This window comes from Malikia granosa (assembly GCF_002980595.1).
Lineage (GTDB): Bacteria > Pseudomonadota > Gammaproteobacteria > Burkholderiales > Burkholderiaceae_C > Malikia > Malikia granosa.
This window is the reverse complement of record NZ_PVLQ01000023.1, coordinates 23,635-38,724: the sequence shown is the minus strand read 5'-3', so window position 1 is coordinate 38,724 and position 15,090 is coordinate 23,635. Positions and strand designations below refer to the sequence as shown.

Here is a 15,090-nt window from a genome sequence, read left to right as displayed (position 1 = left end):
AAGGGGAATCCCATCAAATCAACGGCTTATATGCTATCTGGCGGAGAGGGCGGGATTCGAACCCGCGGTGGGGATTAGCCCACACACGCTTTCCAGGCGTGCGACTTAAACCGCTCATCCACCTCTCCGTGAAGACTCGTATTGTAGACACAAAATCCGGGCCTTTTCAAGGATGGGCAAATTTTTTCAAGCCTTGCTCGACTTGATCAGCTGCATGGCCGAGGCGACCAGGCCGGCGACCTCGTTCATGTTGCCAGGCACCACCAGCGTGGTGGTGGCCTCGGCGGCGACGCGGCTGTAGGCAGCCACTGCCTGCTCGGCGACCTTGAGCTGCACCGCCTGCTCGCCGCCCGGCGCCTGCAGCGCTGCCGCGATGCGCTCGAGCGCCTGGGCCGAGGCATTGGCCACCGCCAGGATCGCGGCGGCCTCGCCCTCGGCCTTGTTGATCGCGGCCTGCTTGTCGCCTTCCGAGCGCGCGATCGAGGCCTGGCGCTCGCCGGTGGCGATGTTGATCTGCTCCTGCTGCCGGCCTTCCGACGCAGCGATCAGCGCGCGCTTCTCGCGCTCGGCGGTGATCTGGGCCTGCATCGCATGCAGGATCTCGGCCGGCGGCGTCAGGTCCTTGATCTCGTAGCGCAGCACCTTGACGCCCCAGTTGAGCGCGGCCTCATCGATCGCAGCCACCACCTGGGCGTTGATGATCTCGCGCTCCTCGAAGGTCTTGTCGAGCTCGAGCTTGCCGATCACGCTGCGCAGCGTGGTCTGTGCCAGCTGCGTGATCGCCATCACGTAGTTGGAGCTGCCGTAGCTCGCGCGCATCGGGTCGGTGACCTGGAAATACAGGATGCCGTCGACCTGCAGCTGGGTGTTGTCCTTGGTGATGCAGATCTGGCTCGGCACGTCGAGCGGGATTTCCTTCAGGCTGTGCTTGTAGGTCACCTCGTCGATGAAGGGCAGCACGAAGTTGAGCCCCGGCGCCAGCGTGCCGGCGTACTTTCCGAGCCGCTCCTTGACCCAGGCATTCTGTTGCGGAACGATCTTGATCGACTTGATCGTGAAGATGACGGCGAGGACGAACAGGGCGAAGGCGATTTCCATGACGGGCTTTCTAGTGGGGTAGGGCTTGCACGATCAGGTGGCTGCCGCGCACGGCCACGATGCGGTAGCGGCCGGGGGCTGGCGGGGTTGAGTCGGTGCCGGCAGCCGACTCGGCCTCGGCGAGCTCGACCATCCATTCGGCGCCCCGGTGCCTGACGGTCGCGCTGGCGTCGGCATTCCAGCGCTCGACCCGGACCAGCTGGCCGATGTCGAGGTTGAGGTCGGCGCTCGCCGCGCTGTCCTCGGTGCCCGGGGCCGGGCGGGCGCGCCGGCTCCAGAGCAGCACCGCGCCACCGCCGATCAGCGCCGCAGCCGTCAGCTGCCAGGCCAGTCCGGCGCCCAGATGGGCGGCCAGCGCGCCTGCCGCCAGCCCTATGCCGAGCATCAGCAGGTAGAAGCTGCCGCTGAGCAGCTCCAGCGCCACCGCGGCGGCGGTCAGCAGCCACCAGAGGGTTGAATCGCTCATGCCGCGACCTTGGCCTGGAGCGGCGGCGGCCCGGCCTCTCCGGCTGGGGAGACTGAATTTGAGAGGAAACGGCCCATGCGCTGCTTGACTGTCATTGAATTTCCTTACACTTGGCGCCATCACGCGATGGGGCGGGGCCTCGTCGCGGGCAAGCTGTGCCACCGCAGACCGGTGCACTTATCCATTTGGCGCCCATCGGTATATATACGCCCCATGAAATTCCGCTTCCCGATTGTCATTATTGACGAAGACTACCGTTCGGAGAACGCCTCCGGCCTGAGCATCCGCTCGCTGGCACAGGCGATCGAGGCCGAGGGCTTCGAGGTGCTCGGTGTGACCAGCTACGGCGACCTGAGCCAGTTCGCCCAGCAGCAAAGCCGCGCCAGCGCCTTCATCCTGTCGATCGACGACGAGGAGTTCACGCCCGGCCCGGATCTCGACCCGGCGGTGCTGAACCTGCGCGCCTTCATCCAGGAGGTGCGGCGCAAGAACCTGGACGTGCCGATCTATATCTACGGCGAGACCAAGACCAGCCGCCACCTGCCCAACGACATCCTGCGCGAACTGCATGGCTTCATCCACATGCACGAGGACACGCCGGAGTTCATGTCCAAGCACATCATCCGCGAGGCCAAGTCCTACCTCGAGGGCATCCAGCCACCGTTCTTTAAGGCGCTGCTCGACTACGCCGAGGACGGCTCCTACTCCTGGCATTGCCCGGGCCACTCGGGTGGCGTGGCCTTCCTGAAGTCGCCAGTGGGCCAGATGTTCCACCAGTTCTTCGGCGAGAACATGCTGCGCGCCGACGTCTGCAACGCGGTCGAGGAACTCGGCCAGTTGCTCGACCACAACGGCGCCATCGGCGAGAGCGAGCGCAACGCGGCGCGCATCTTCAACGCCGACCACTGCTTCTTCGTCACCAACGGCACCTCGACCTCGAACAAGATGGTCTGGCACCACACGGTCGCGCCTGGCGACGTGGTGGTGGTCGACCGCAACTGCCACAAGTCCAACCTGCACGCGATCATCATGACCGGGGCCATTCCCGTGTTCCTGAAGCCGACGCGCAACCACTGGGGCATCATCGGTCCGATCCAGCAAAGCGAGTTCGACCCCGAGGCGATCAAGGCCAAGATCCGCGCCAACCCGCTGCTCAAGGGCGTCGATGCCGAGACCGTCAAGCCGCGCATCCTGACCCTGACCCAGTCGACCTACGATGGCGTGCTCTACAACACCGAGACCATCAAGGGCATGATCGACGGCTATGTCGAGAACCTGCATTTCGACGAGGCCTGGCTGCCGCACGCGGCCTTCCATCCCTTCTATGGCTCCTTCCACGCCATGGGGCGCAAGCGCGCGCGTCCGCAGAACACCATGGTCTATTCGACCCAGTCGATCCACAAGCTGCTCGCCGGCATCAGCCAGGCCAGCCATGTGCTGGTGCAGGAGTCGCAGAACACCAAGCTCGACCGCAACCTGTTCAACGAGTCCTACCTGATGCACACCAGCACCAGCCCGCAGTACAGCATCATCGCGAGCTGCGACGTGGCCGCGGCGATGATGGAGCCCCCGGGCGGCACCGCGCTGGTCGAGGAGAGCATTGCCGAGGCGCTCGACTTCCGCCGCGCGATGCGCAAGGTCGACGAGGAGTTCGGCGCCGACGACTGGTGGTTCCAGGTCTGGGGTCCGGACGAGCTGGCCGATGAGGGCATCGGCGAGGCGCGCGACTGGGTGCTCAAGCGCACCGACAGCGAGGGCGTGCAGCCGGTCGATGGCGAGGAGGCCTGGCACGGCTTTGGCGACATGGCGCCCGGCTTCAACATGCTCGATCCGATCAAGGCGACCATCGTCACGCCGGGCCTGAACATGAACGGCGACTTTGCCGCCACCGGCATCCCGGCCAGCATCGTGACCAAGTTCCTGGCCGAGCACGGCGTGGTGGTCGAGAAGACCGGCCTCTACAGCTTCTTCGTGATGTTCACCATCGGCATCACCAAGGGCCGCTGGAACACGCTGCTGACCGCGCTGCAGCAGTTCAAGGACGACTACGACCGCAACCAGCCGATGTGGCGCATCCTGCCCGAGTTCTGCCAGAAGCACCGCCGCTACGAGAAGATGGGCCTGCGCGACCTGTGCCAGTATGTGCACGAGATGTATGCCAAGTACGACATCGCGCGCCTGACCACCGACATGTACCTGAGCGAGCTCGAGCCGGCGATGACGCCGACCGACGCCTTCGCCCAGATCGCGCGCAAGAACACCGACCGGGTGGCGATCGATGACCTGGCGGGCCGCATCACGGTCGGCCTGGTCACGCCTTACCCGCCGGGCATCCCGCTCTTGATCCCGGGCGAGGTGTTCAACCAGAAGATCGTCGACTACCTGAAGTTCTCGCGCGAGTTCAACGAGCGCTGCCCGGGCTTCGAGACCGACATCCACGGCTTGGTGGTCGAGGAGGGCGATGATGGCAAGAAGCGCTATTTCGCCGACTGCGTGCGGCTTTCTTGAACTAGATCAATACGCCGTCCGCCGGACGGCGTAAAAATGCAGCTTTTACCAGGAGTCAACATGTTTCCCGAATACCGCGAACTGATCACCCAGCTCAAGACCAGCGACCACCATTTCTCGCGCCTGTTCGACAAGCACAACGAGATCGACCAGCAGATCAAGAACATGGAGTCGCATGTCGCTCCTGGCACCCAGGTCGAGATCGAGAACCTGAAGAAGGAAAAGCTCGCGCTCAAGGACGAGCTCTACGTGATCCTCAAGAAGGCCTCGCAGGCCTGACGGGCTCCCCGCTCCAGCCATGAAAAAAACCCGCCTTGGCGGGTTTTTTGCTGCCGGTGGCTGGCTGGCCGTTTCAGGCGGGCAGCTTGACCGCTGCCTGCCCGAAGAAGCGCAGCGGCCGATCAGGCGATCTGTGCGCTGTCGCGGCTGACGCCGGCGGTCGAGCTGAAGCCGCAATCGACATAGGAGATCTCGGCGGTCATGCCCGAGGCCAGGTCCGACAGCAGGAAGGCGGCGACGTTGCCGACCTCCTCGATCGTGACGTTGCGGCGCAACGGTGCGGCCGCCGCGCCCATGCCGAGCAGCTTGCCGAAGTCCTTGATGCCGCTGGCCGCCAGGGTCTTGACCGGGCCGGCGCTGATGCCGTTGACGCGGATGCTGCGGCCGTCGGGCAGGGTGCCCAGGGCCTCGGCCAGGTAGCGCACGCTGGCTTCCAGGCTGGCCTTGGCCAGGCCCATGGTGTTGTAGTGCGGGATGGTGCGCACCGCGCCCAGGTAGGTCAGCGTCAGCAGCGCGGACTTGTCGTTCAGGTAGGGCTTGGCGGCCTTGGCCATGCCGGGGAAGCTGTAGGCGCTGATGTCGTGCGCGATCCGGAACGCCTCGCGGCTCAGGCCGTCGAGGAAGTCGCCCGCGATCGCCTCGCGCGGCGCGAAGCCGATGCTGTGCACGAAGCCGTCGAAGGTCGGCCAGTGGGCCGACAGGTCCTTGAACATCTTTTCGATCTGCTCGTCGCTGCCGACGTCGCAGTCGAACACCAGCTTGGAGTCGAATTCGGCCGCGAACTCGCAGATGCGGTCCTTGAAGCGCTCACCGACGTAGCTGAAGGCCAGCTCGGCGCCTTGCGCGTGGCAGGCCTTGGCGATGCCATAGGCAATGGAACGGTTGGACAGCAGACCAGTGATCAGCAATTTCTTGCCAGCGAGAAAACCCATGAGTCAATCTCCAGAAAATCTTGGGCAGAATTGTCTCATGCGTTTACCCCTCTTGCGGCTGGGGCTGTCGAGTTTGCTCCTGTGCGCCTGCCTGCCGGTGCTGGCGGCCCATGGCTGGGCCCAGTTCGGCGAGCTCAAGTACCCGGCCGGCTTTGCCCATTTCGACTATGTCGAGCCGAACGCGCCCAAGGGCGGCGAGATCGCGCTGGTGCCGCCCACCCGCGTGAGCCAGTTCGACAAGTTCAATCCCTTCACGCTCAAGGGGACGGCGCCGCCCGGCCTCAACGCGTTGCTGCTCGAGACCCTGTTGACCGGCTCGCTCGACGAGCCCAACGCCGGCTACGGCCTGCTGGCCGACGATGTCAGCGTGGCCGCCGACGGCCTGTCGGCGACCTTCAGGCTCCACCCGAAAGCGCGCTTCCACAATGGCGACCCGGTGCTGGCCGCCGATGTCAAGCATTCCTTCGACAGCCTGACCGGTCCGCAGGCCGCGCCGCAGTTCCGCAGCTATTTCGCCGATGTGCGGCGCGCCACGGTGCTCGGCGAGCGCCTGCTGCGCTTCGATTTCGCGCGCGCCAGCGCCGAGCTGCCGCTGATCGCGGGCAGCCTGCCGGTGTTCAGCCGCCAATGGGGCCTGCTGGACGGGCAGCGTCAGCCGCTCGACCGCATCGTCGCCGAGCCGCCGATCGGCTCCGGTCCCTACCGGCTCGAGAGCCGGGGCTTCGGGCGCGATGTCAGCTACCGGCGCGATCCGAACTGGTGGGCGGCCGACCTCAATGTGCGCCGCGGCATGTACAACTTCGACCGCATCACCTACCGGCTCTACCAGGACAGCACGGCCCAGCTCGAGGCCTTCAAGGCTGGCGAGTTCGACTACATCCAGGCCTTCATCGCGCGCGAATGGGCCAGGGCCTACCAGGGCCGGCCCTTCGAGCGCGGCCTGCTGGTCAAGGAGGAGCTCGTGCATGGCAATGCGGGCGACTTCCAGGGCTTCTTGTTCAACAGCCGTTTGCCGAAGTTCAGCGACCCGCGCGTGCGCGAGGCGATCGGCCTGGCGCTGGACTTCGAGTGGATGAACCGCCAGCTGTTCTTCAATGCCTATACCCGGGTGCGCGGCTATTTCGTCGCCAGCGACTTCGAGGCCCGCGGCCTGCCGGGCGCCGACGAGCTCGCGCTGCTGGCACCCTGGCGCAGCCGGCTGCCGGCGGCCGTCTTCGAGCAGCCGGTGCCGCTGCCGCCCGTGACCAGCCTGGACCCGGATTCGGGCCAGATGCTGCGCGACCACCTGCGGCGCGCGCGCGACCTGCTGGCGCAGGCCGGCTGGACCTACCGCGACGGCGCCTTGCGCAACGTGCGCGGCGAGCCGTTCACGATCGAGTTCGTCGACAGCAGCGGCGCGCTGGGGCGGGTCTTCACGCCTTTTGCCAGGAACCTCGAGAAGCTCGGCATCGCGGCCCGGCACAAGGTGGTCGATTTCGCGCTGCTGCAAAAGCGCCTGGACCAGTTCGACTTCGAGCTGATCAGCAGCCGGACCGTCGGCAGCGAGGCGCCCGGCGCCGAGCTGCTCGAGCGCTTCGGCTCGCGCGCGGCCGGCATCGAGGGCTCGTCCAACCTGATGGGGGTGCGCGACCCGGTGGTCGACGCGCTGATCGAGCGCGCCGTGGCCGCGCGCCGGCGCCCGGAGCTGGTCGCGGCGCTGCGCGCGCTCGACCGCGTGCTGCGCCACGGCCACTATGCGCTGCCGCACTGGTATGGCAGCGTGCACCGCATCGCCTGGCGCGCGGGTCGCTTCGAGCGGCCGGGTCGGCTGCCGCGCTACTATCAGCCCGAGGCCTGGGTGCTCTCGACCTGGTGGGCCAGTCCGGCCAACCGGGCCGGGCGCTGAGCGGCCACGGGATTTCCTGCCATGTTGAACTACCTCATCAAGCGGCTGCTGCTGATGGTGCCGACCCTGTTCGGCGTGCTGCTGCTGACCTTCGTCGTGATCCAGTTCGTGCCGGGCGGTCCGGTCGAGCAGATGGTCGCCCAGCTGCAGGGCCGCGACAGCGGCGGCGAAGGCGCTGCCGTGGCGGGCGCCGGCTACCGCGGGCGCCAGGGGGTGGACGCCGAGCGCATCGCCGAGATCGAGCGCCTGTACGGCTTCGACAAGCCGGCGCCCGAGCGCTTCCTGCGCATGCTGGGCCAGTTCGCCCGCTTCGACCTGGGACAGAGCTTCTATCACCAGCAGGATGTCTGGTCCCTGGTGCGCTCCAAGCTGCCGGTCTCGATCAGCCTCGGGCTGTGGACCTTCCTGCTGACCTATTCGGTGTCGGTGCCGCTGGGCATTGCCAAGGCGGTGCGCGCCGGCAGCCGCTTCGATACCGTGACCTCGATCCTGGTGCTGGCCGGCTACGCGATTCCGGGCTTCGTGCTCGGCGTGCTGTTGCTGGTGGTGTTTGGCGGCCAGCTGCAGTGGTTTCCGCTGCGCGGGCTGACCTCGGCCAACTGGGAAACGCTCGGCTGGGGCGCCAGGGTAGTCGACTACCTGTGGCATGTCACGCTGCCGGTGACGGCCAGCGTGCTGGGTGCCTTCGCGGTCACGACCCTGCTGACGCGCAACGCCATGCTGGAAGAGATCGGCAAGCAGTATGTGCTGACCGCGCGCGCCAAGGGACTGGGCGAGCGCCAGCTGCTGACCCGCCATGTGCTGCGCAACGCGCTGATCCCGATCGTGACCGGCTTTCCGGCCGCCTTCGTCGGCGCCTTCTTCACCGGCTCGCTGCTGATCGAGACCCTGTTCTCGCTCGACGGCCTCGGGCTGCTGAGCTACGAGAGCGTGCTGCGGCGCGACTACCCCGTCGTGCTCGGCACGCTGTATCTGTTCACGCTGATCGGTCTGTTGACCAAGCTGGTGAGCGACCTCTGCTATCTGTGGGTGGACCCGCGTGTCAAGTTCGACTGATCAACTGGCTGCCGATGGCGCTGCGCCGGCCGGCCCCTGGCGCCTGGCCTGGCGCCGTTTCCGTGCCCATCGCCTGGGCTGGTTCAGCCTGTGGCTGTTTTCGCTGCTGTTTGTGTTGAGCCTGGGCGCCGAGCTGATCTCGAACGACCGGCCGCTGCTGCTGCGCTACCAGGGGCAGTGGTATGTGCCGGTGCTGCAGGACCTGCCCGAGACCCGCTTCGGCGGCGACTTCGACACCCCGACCGACTACCTCGACCCCTTCATCGAGCGCCAGCTCGGGCAGCCGGGCAACTGGGTGCTGCGCGCGCCGAACCGTTATCACCATGGCACCATCAACTACTTCGCGCGCGAGCCGCATCCGGCGCCGCCCTCGGCCGAGAACTGGCTCGGCACCGACGACCGCGGCCGCGACCTGTTCGCGCGCCTGCTGTACGGCTTTCGGCTCTCGGTGCTGTTCGCGCTCGCGCTGACCGCCTCCGGCGTGCTGCTCGGGCTGGTGGCCGGCGCGATCCAGGGCTATTTCGGCGGCGGCACCGATCTGCTGCTGCAGCGCCTGATCGAGGTCTGGAGCGCGTTGCCCGAGCTCTATCTGCTGATCATCTTCTCGGCGCTGTTCGAGCCCAGCGTGGGCTTGCTGCTGTTGCTGCTGAGCCTGTTCGGCTGGATGGGCCTGAGCGACTATGTGCGGGCCGAGTTCCTGCGCAACCGCCAGCTCGACTATGTGCGCGCGGCGCGTGCGCTCGGGCTCGGGCCCTGGCCGCTGATCTGGCGCCATCTGCTGCCCAACAGCCTGACTCCAGTCGTGACCTTCCTGCCGTTCCGCATGAGCGCGGCCATCCTGGCGTTGACCTCGCTCGACTTCCTGGGCCTCGGGGTGCCGCCGGGCACGCCTTCGCTGGGCGAGCTGCTGGCCCAGGGCAAGGCCAATCTTGATGCCTGGTGGATCACGCTCTCTACCTTCGTGCTGCTCGTGACCACGCTGCTGCTGTTGACCTTCATGGGCGACGCCTTGCGCGACGCGCTCGATCCGCGCAGGGCCCGGCCATGAAAGCGCCTGCCATGGAGGATCAAGCGCTGACAGCGGATGCGGGGCTGGCCGCGCAGCCGCCCCTGCTCGAGGTGCAGGGCCTGCGCGTCAGCCTGGGCGGGCGCGAGGTGGTGCACGGCATCGACTTCAGCCTGCAGCCGGGAGAGAAGCTGGCCATCGTCGGCGAGTCAGGGTCGGGCAAGACGGTCTCGGCGCTGAGCCTGCTGCGCCTGCTGCCGCAGGCCCGCCTGGCGGGATCGGTCCGGCTGCAGGGGCGCGAGCTGCTGACGCTGGCCGAGCCCGAGCTGCGCCGGCTGCGCGGCAGCGCGGTCGCCTATGTGTTCCAGGAGCCGATGAGTGCGCTCAACCCGCTGCTGACCCTGGGCCAGCAGATCGCCGAAGTGCTGCAGCTGCACCGCGGGCTGGTCGGGGCGGCGGGGGGGGCGCGCGTGCTGGAATTGCTGGCGTCGGTCGGCCTGCCCGATCCGCTGGCCCAGGCACGCGCCTATCCGCACCAGCTCAGCGGCGGCCAGCGCCAGCGCGCGCTGATCGCGATGGCGCTGGCCAGCGAGCCGCGGCTGCTGGTGGCCGACGAGCCGACCACAGCGCTCGACGCCAGCTTGCGGCTGCAGATGCTGGCCCTGCTCGACGAGATGCGGCTGCGCCTGGGGCTGGCGGTGCTGATCATCACCCATGACCTGAACCTGGTGCGGCGCTTTGCCGACCGGGTGCTGGTGATGAAGGATGGCCTCGTGGTCGAGCAGGGCACGGTCGAGGCGGTCTTTGCCGCCCCGCGCCAGGCCTATACCCGGACCTTGCTGGACAGCCTGCCCAGGCGCGAGCTGGCGCCGCTCGATCCCGCGACCCAAGCGACTCTGGCCGGCCAGCCGGCCTGCCTCGAGGCGGAGGCGCTGCAGGTGTCCTACCCGGTGGCGCTGCCCGGCTGGCGCGGCTGGTTCCGGCGTGGTCGCCATGCGGCGCTCGAAGGCGTCGATCTGCAGCTGCCGGCCGGCCAGACCCTGGGCGTGGTCGGCGAATCGGGTTCGGGCAAGACCACGCTGGCGCTGGCGGCGCTGGGCCTGCTGCCGCACCAGGGCCGCTTGCGTGTGCTGGGCCAGGACTGGCTCGAGTTGCCGCGGGCGCAGCAGCGTCGGCTGCGCCGGCGGGTGCAGGTCGTGTTCCAGGACCCCTATGCCTCGCTGTCGCCGCGCCTGACGCTCGAGCAGGTCGTCGCCGAGGGCCTGCAGGTGCACGAGCCGGGCCTGTCGCGCGAGCAGCGCCTGCTGCGCGTGCTCGCCGCCCTGCGCGAGGTCGGCCTGCTGGCCGGGCTGGCGCCGGCCGAGGAGCAGGCCTGGCTGCAGCGCTATCCGCACGAGTTCTCGGGTGGCCAGCGCCAGCGCATCGCGATCGCGCGCGCGCTGGTCATCGAGCCGCAGCTGATCGTGCTCGACGAGCCGACCAGCGCGCTCGACGTCACGGTGCAGCAGCAGGTGATCGCGCTGCTGCTGCGCCTGCAGCGCGAGCGCGGCCTGAGCTATCTGCTGATCACCCACGACCTGGCGGTGGTCTGGGCCATGGCGCACCAGGTCACGGTGCTCAGGGCGGGCCAGCTGGTGGAGCAGGGCGATGCCGAGTCGGTGCTGCGCTCCCCGCGCATGTCCTATACCCGCAGCCTCGTCCAGGCCTCGGGCCTGTGATCCAATCGGGGCTGTCACCCTCACAATCAACCATCCGATGAACGACAAGCTTGCCCGCGTGTCACCGGTGTCCCGCGTGACACTGGCCTCTCCCTTGTTCTGGCTTGGCCGGGGCTGGCGCGATTTCGTGCGCCACCCCTTGCCGGGCCTGCTCCACGGCCTGGGCGTCAGCCTGTTTGGCGCCTTGCTCTATCTGCTGGCCGAGCACCATTTCGGCCTGCTGGTGGGTGCCTTCTCCGGCTTCCTGCTGGTCGCGCCGGTGCTGGCCACCGGCCTGTATGCGGTCAGCCGCGAGCTCGAGCGCGACCGGCTCATGAGCCTGTCCGAGCTGGTCGCGCTCTGGCGTGGCCGCGACCCGCGCCTGGTCAGCTTCGGCCTCTGGCTGGGCCTGGCCGGCACCTGCTGGGTCCTGACCTCGGCCAGCCTGCTGGTCCTGCTCGCGCCGGCGCCGATCGACACCGTGGTCGACTTCCTGCGCCATGTCGTGCTGTCGGAGTCGCCCTTCCTGTTCGAGCTCTGGATGCTGCTCGGTGGCCTGCTGGCCGCGCCCATCTTTGCCTCCAGCGTCATGACCCTGCCGATGCTGCTGGATGGCGACTGCTCGATGTCGGACGCCGTGCGCGCGAGCTGGCGCGCGGTGGCCGACCAGCCGCTGGTGCTGGCCTTCTGGGCCAGCCTGATCGCCGGCCTGGTCATCGTGGGCCTGCTGAGCTTCCTGCTCGGCCTGCTGGTGCTGGTGCCGCTGCTCGGTCACGCGAGCTGGCACGCCTACCGCGACCTCAGCGCCGTGGCGGCCCAGGCTGCGAAGGGGCGCTGAAGATGGACAACTCATTGTTCGGCCTGACCGAGGACCAGATCGCCGAGTTCGGCCTGACCTTCGGCGTCGCCGCCTTCATCATCTTCATGCTGTTCATCGTGTTCAACCTGGCACGCGAGTCCAAGGCCGGCAAGTTCGGCACCTTCGTGCTGTTTCTCGTGCTGTCCTTTGGCATGCTGGGCTTCATTGCCAAGAATGTGATTCAATGGTTCATCCACATCTAAGCGCCATTTCCGGCATTCGCCTGCACCATGACGCCAAGCCTGCCGACCCTCGTGCCATCGGCCTCGTCCGAGCCAGGAGACCGCTTGCCGCCTGATACCCTGCCAGTCAGTCTGGTCAATGCGGTGCGTGCCAGCAGCGAGGACCTGCGCGCCGCGCTCGAGTGGCAGTCACGGCTCAAGCCGATGCCGATCGGCGAGGCCTTGCTGGGCCTGGCCAAGATCACGCCCGAGCAGCTCTCCGAGGCCCTGCACCGCCAGTCCCTGACCAAGGGCATGCCGCTGGGCCAGATCCTGCTCGACATGGGCCTGGTCACCACCGCCGACCTGCAGCTCGCGCTGGTGACCAAGATGGGCTATCCCTTCGTCGACCTCAAGCGCTTTCCGATCGATACCGCCGCGCTGCGCCGGGTGCCGGCTGCCACGGCCTCCCGCCTGCGGGTCCTGCCGCTGATGGAGTGGCAATCCACCCTGGTGGTGGCGATGGCCGATCCGCTGCAGTTCCGCATCCTCGAGGAGCTCGAGTTCACCAGCCAGCGCAAGGTCAGGCCGGTGGTCACGACCAGCACCGATTTGCCGGCCCAGATCGCCAAGGCCTATCGCGGCATCGGCATGGCCGACCAGCTGGCGCTGCAGGAGTCGGCGCCGCGCGCCGAGCGCGAGCGACCAGCCGCCCCGCTGGCTGCCTCCGAGCAGGATGCCTGGATGCTCGCGGCAGAGCTGACCGGCGGCGACAGCAAGCCCGAGCAGGAGGAAAAGCCGCTCGAGCAGTCGGACAACACCCTGGTGCGGCTGATCAACTCGATGATCACCGAGGCCTATCACCAGCGCGCCTCCGACATCCACATCGAGCCCTATCCCGGGCGCGAGAAGGTGGCGATCCGCTTTCGCATCGACGGCGAGCTGCGCCCCTACCTGGAGCTGCCGCCGAGCTACCGCAACGCGCTGATCGCCCGCATCAAGATCATGTCCGAGCTCGACATCTCCGAGCGGCGCAAGCCCCAGGACGGCAAGATCGCCTTCGCCAAGTACGGTGGCCTGCCGCTGGAGCTGCGCGTGGCCACGATCCCGACCGCGCATGGGCTCGAGGACATCGTGATGCGTCTGCTGACCGCCTTCCGGGTGGTGCCGCTCGAGGCACTCGAGCTCGCGCCCGACAAGCTCGAGCAGCTGCAGCAGCTCATCGAGCGCCCCAACGGCCTGTTCCTCTGCGTCGGGCCGACCGGCTCGGGCAAGACCACCACGCTGCACTCGCTGCTGCAGCGGCTCAACCGACCCAACCGCAAGATCTGGACCGCCGAGGACCCGGTCGAGATCACCCAGCATGGCCTGCGCCAGATCCAGGTCCATCCGCGCATCGGCTGGACCTTTGCCGCGGCGCTGCGCTCGCTGCTGCGCGCCGATCCGGACGTGATCATGGTCGGCGAGGTGCGCGACCCCGAGACCGCCGAGATGGCGATCGAGGCCTCGCTGACCGGCCACCTGGTGCTGTCGACCCTGCACACCAACTCGGCCGCCGACACCATCGTGCGGCTCAACGACCTCGGGGTCGACAGTTTTTCCTTTGCCGACTCGCTGCAAGGCATCCTGGCGCAGCGCCTGGTGCGCAAGCTGTGCACCAGCTGCCGGCAATCGCGTCCGATGCTGGCACCGCGCCTGCGCGAGATCACCGAGGACTACCAGCGCGCCTTGCCGCCGGGCCATGAACTGCGCGACACCCAGGCCCTGCACGAGCAATGGCGGCAACGCCATGCCAAGGGCGGCATGCTGCAGGACTATCACGCCCCCGGCTGCGACCATTGCGGCAGTACCGGCTACATGGGGCGGCTGGCCTTGCACGAGCTGCTGATCGCGACCCCGGGCGTGCGTCAGCTGGTGCAAAAGCGCGCGCGGCCGGCCGAGATCCTGGCCCTGGCCTTGAGCGAGGGCATGCGCTCGCTGCGCCAGGACGGCATCGAGAAGGTGCTGGCCGGACTGACCTCGCTGGCCGAGGTCAGGGCCTCGACCAACGACTGAGCGCTTGCGGGCGGCTGGCCCGGCCCGGCCCGCCCCGGGGAGGGGTCAACGACGCAGCGTCAGCGCGCCGGGGTTGACGATCTGGCTCGGCTGGCCGTGCAGGAAGTTGACCACATTGTCGAAGGCGGCAGTGAAATAGGTCTCGTAGCTGTCGCGCTCGACATAGCCGATATGCGGCGTGCAGACGCAGTTCTCGAGCCGCAGCAGCGCATGGCCCTGCAGGATGGGCTCGGATTCGAACACATCGACCGCGGCCATGCCAGGCCGGCCGCGGTTGAGCGCCGCGACCAGCACATCGGGCTGCAGCAGCTCGGCGCGCGAGGTGTTGACCAGCAGCGCGGTCGGCTTCATCAGCGACAGGTCTTCCAGCGAGATGCAGCCCTGGGTCTGCTCGCCCAGGCGCAGGTGCAGGCTCAGCACGTCGCAGGTGGCGAACAGCTGGGCCTTGGAGTCGGCGGTCTCGTAGCCATCGGCCCGGGCATGCTGGCGCGCCGATTCGCTGCCCCAGACCAGCACCCGCATGCCGAAGGCGCGGCCATAGCCCGCCACGATGCGGCCGATGCGGCCATAGCTCCAGATGCCCAGCGTCTTGCCGGCCAGCACCTGGCCGAGGCCGAAGTTGCTCGGCATCGACGCTGACCGGAGTCCCGACTGCTGCCAGGCGCCATGCTTGAGGTTGGCCACGTACTGCGGAATGCGGCGCATCGCGGCCAGGATCAGCGCCCAGGTCAGCTCGGCCGGCGCGATCGGCGAGCCCAGGCCCTCGGCGACCGCCACCCCATGCTCGGTGCAGGCCGCCAGGTCGATATGGTTGCCGATCCGCCCGGTCTGCGCGATCAGCTTCAGGCGCGGCAGCTTCTCGACCAGCTGGCGGCTGATCGGCGTGCGGTCACGGATCAGCACCAGGATGTCGGCGTCGCGCAGCCGCACCGCGAGCTGTCCCACCCCCTTGACGGTGTTGGTGAACACCTTGACGGTATAGGGCTCCAGTTTGCTGGCGCATTGCAGCTTGCGGACGGCGTCCTGGTAGTCGTCTAGTATCACGATGTTCATGGCCGATATTGTGCCGGCAGATCGGCCCTCCACGC

Annotated in this window: 13 protein-coding genes and 1 tRNA gene; 9 read left to right on the top strand and 5 right to left on the bottom strand. The window is 67.8% G+C overall.

The genetic code is table 11. The features are described from left to right. Nucleotides 1-38 precede the first annotated feature (38 nt). The 3 genes from C6P64_RS06940 to C6P64_RS06930 form a co-directional block, all read right to left on the bottom strand. Nucleotides 39-128 (bottom strand) — tRNA-Ser (locus tag C6P64_RS06940). Between the two features lie 58 nt (nucleotides 129-186). After that, nucleotides 187-1,098 (bottom strand): SPFH domain-containing protein, encoded by a 912-nt coding sequence (locus C6P64_RS06935; RefSeq protein ID WP_105747861.1) that lies wholly within the window; start codon nucleotides 1,096-1,098, stop codon nucleotides 187-189. A 10-nt stretch (nucleotides 1,099-1,108) separates the two neighbouring features. Next, nucleotides 1,109-1,564 (bottom strand): NfeD family protein, encoded by a 456-nt coding sequence (locus tag C6P64_RS06930; protein ID WP_105747860.1) that lies wholly within the window; start codon nucleotides 1,562-1,564, stop codon nucleotides 1,109-1,111. A gap of 213 nt (nucleotides 1,565-1,777) precedes the next feature. Here C6P64_RS06930 and C6P64_RS06925 point away from each other — a divergent pair, with 213 nt between their 5' ends. Then, complete coding sequence (locus C6P64_RS06925) at nucleotides 1,778-4,072, top strand: arginine/lysine/ornithine decarboxylase (RefSeq protein WP_105747859.1); 2,295 nt, start codon at nucleotides 1,778-1,780, stop codon at nucleotides 4,070-4,072. A gap of 60 nt (nucleotides 4,073-4,132) precedes the next feature. Beyond that, a complete protein-coding gene (locus C6P64_RS06920) occupies nucleotides 4,133-4,351 on the top strand; it encodes an HP1242/YdcH family protein (protein WP_105747858.1) in 219 nt (72 codons plus the stop codon). Nucleotides 4,352-4,473: 122 nt separating this feature from the next. On the opposite strand, the gene fabI is transcribed toward C6P64_RS06920, so the two are convergent. Then, the gene (fabI, locus tag C6P64_RS06915) at nucleotides 4,474-5,283 is read right to left on the bottom strand and encodes an enoyl-ACP reductase FabI (protein ID WP_105747857.1); all 810 of its coding nucleotides are present in this window, start codon (nucleotides 5,281-5,283) and stop codon (nucleotides 4,474-4,476) included. Between the two features lie 37 nt (nucleotides 5,284-5,320). Between fabI and C6P64_RS06910 the strand changes: the two genes are divergently transcribed. The 7 genes from C6P64_RS06910 to C6P64_RS06880 all read left to right on the top strand — a co-directional run bounded on the left by C6P64_RS06910 (nucleotide 5,321) and on the right by C6P64_RS06880 (nucleotide 14,002). Continuing rightward, nucleotides 5,321-7,168 carry an extracellular solute-binding protein gene (locus C6P64_RS06910; protein ID WP_105747856.1) on the top strand — a complete coding sequence of 616 codons (1,848 nt, stop codon included), beginning with the start codon at nucleotides 5,321-5,323 and terminating at the stop codon, nucleotides 7,166-7,168. Nucleotides 7,169-7,189: 21 nt separating this feature from the next. After that, nucleotides 7,190-8,224 (top strand): ABC transporter permease subunit, encoded by a 1,035-nt coding sequence (locus tag C6P64_RS06905; protein ID WP_105747855.1) that lies wholly within the window; start codon nucleotides 7,190-7,192, stop codon nucleotides 8,222-8,224. Beyond that, the gene (locus C6P64_RS06900) at nucleotides 8,208-9,272 is read left to right on the top strand and encodes an ABC transporter permease (protein ID WP_425436735.1); all 1,065 of its coding nucleotides are present in this window, start codon (nucleotides 8,208-8,210) and stop codon (nucleotides 9,270-9,272) included. Before C6P64_RS06905 ends, C6P64_RS06900 begins: the two co-directional genes overlap by 17 nt. A gap of 11 nt (nucleotides 9,273-9,283) precedes the next feature. Continuing rightward, nucleotides 9,284-10,948 carry an ABC transporter ATP-binding protein gene (locus tag C6P64_RS06895; RefSeq protein WP_105747853.1) on the top strand — a complete coding sequence of 555 codons (1,665 nt, stop codon included), beginning with the start codon at nucleotides 9,284-9,286 and terminating at the stop codon, nucleotides 10,946-10,948. 37 nt (nucleotides 10,949-10,985) lie between these two features. Next, entirely contained in the window at nucleotides 10,986-11,765 is a 780-nt protein-coding gene (locus C6P64_RS06890; RefSeq protein ID WP_105747852.1) for a DUF2189 domain-containing protein, read from the top strand. Nucleotides 11,766-11,767: 2 nt separating this feature from the next. Continuing rightward, nucleotides 11,768-11,989 carry a DUF2788 domain-containing protein gene (locus C6P64_RS06885; RefSeq protein ID WP_245911655.1) on the top strand — a complete coding sequence of 74 codons (222 nt, stop codon included), beginning with the start codon at nucleotides 11,768-11,770 and terminating at the stop codon, nucleotides 11,987-11,989. Between the two features lie 84 nt (nucleotides 11,990-12,073). Continuing rightward, complete coding sequence (locus tag C6P64_RS06880; RefSeq protein ID WP_245911654.1) at nucleotides 12,074-14,002, top strand: GspE/PulE family protein; 1,929 nt, start codon at nucleotides 12,074-12,076, stop codon at nucleotides 14,000-14,002. 45 nt (nucleotides 14,003-14,047) lie between these two features. Here C6P64_RS06880 and C6P64_RS06875 read toward each other — a convergent pair whose 3' ends face one another. After that, the gene (locus tag C6P64_RS06875) at nucleotides 14,048-15,055 is read right to left on the bottom strand and encodes a D-2-hydroxyacid dehydrogenase family protein (protein WP_105747850.1); all 1,008 of its coding nucleotides are present in this window, start codon (nucleotides 15,053-15,055) and stop codon (nucleotides 14,048-14,050) included. Between the last annotated feature and the right edge of the window lie 35 nt (nucleotides 15,056-15,090).

Excerpts from the sequence above, each read along its gene's own strand:
- C6P64_RS06920 (WP_105747858.1), top strand. The coding sequence starts at position 4,133 with ATGTTTCCCGAATACCGCGAACTGATCACCCAGCTCAAGACCAGCGAC.
- C6P64_RS06890 (WP_105747852.1), top strand. The coding sequence starts at position 10,986 with ATGAACGACAAGCTTGCCCGCGTGTCACCGGTGTCCCGCGTGACACTG.
- C6P64_RS06910 (WP_105747856.1), top strand. The coding sequence starts at position 5,321 with ATGCGTTTACCCCTCTTGCGGCTGGGGCTGTCGAGTTTGCTCCTGTGC.
- fabI (WP_105747857.1), bottom strand. The coding sequence starts at position 5,283 with ATGGGTTTTCTCGCTGGCAAGAAATTGCTGATCACTGGTCTGCTGTCC.
- C6P64_RS06905 (WP_105747855.1), top strand. The coding sequence starts at position 7,190 with ATGTTGAACTACCTCATCAAGCGGCTGCTGCTGATGGTGCCGACCCTG.
- C6P64_RS06925 (WP_105747859.1), top strand. The coding sequence starts at position 1,778 with ATGAAATTCCGCTTCCCGATTGTCATTATTGACGAAGACTACCGTTCG.
- C6P64_RS06885 (WP_245911655.1), top strand. The coding sequence starts at position 11,768 with ATGGACAACTCATTGTTCGGCCTGACCGAGGACCAGATCGCCGAGTTC.
- C6P64_RS06930 (WP_105747860.1), bottom strand. The coding sequence starts at position 1,564 with ATGAGCGATTCAACCCTCTGGTGGCTGCTGACCGCCGCCGCGGTGGCG.
- C6P64_RS06895 (WP_105747853.1), top strand. The coding sequence starts at position 9,284 with ATGGAGGATCAAGCGCTGACAGCGGATGCGGGGCTGGCCGCGCAGCCG.
- C6P64_RS06875 (WP_105747850.1), bottom strand. The coding sequence starts at position 15,055 with ATGAACATCGTGATACTAGACGACTACCAGGACGCCGTCCGCAAGCTG.
- C6P64_RS06935 (WP_105747861.1), bottom strand. The coding sequence starts at position 1,098 with ATGGAAATCGCCTTCGCCCTGTTCGTCCTCGCCGTCATCTTCACGATC.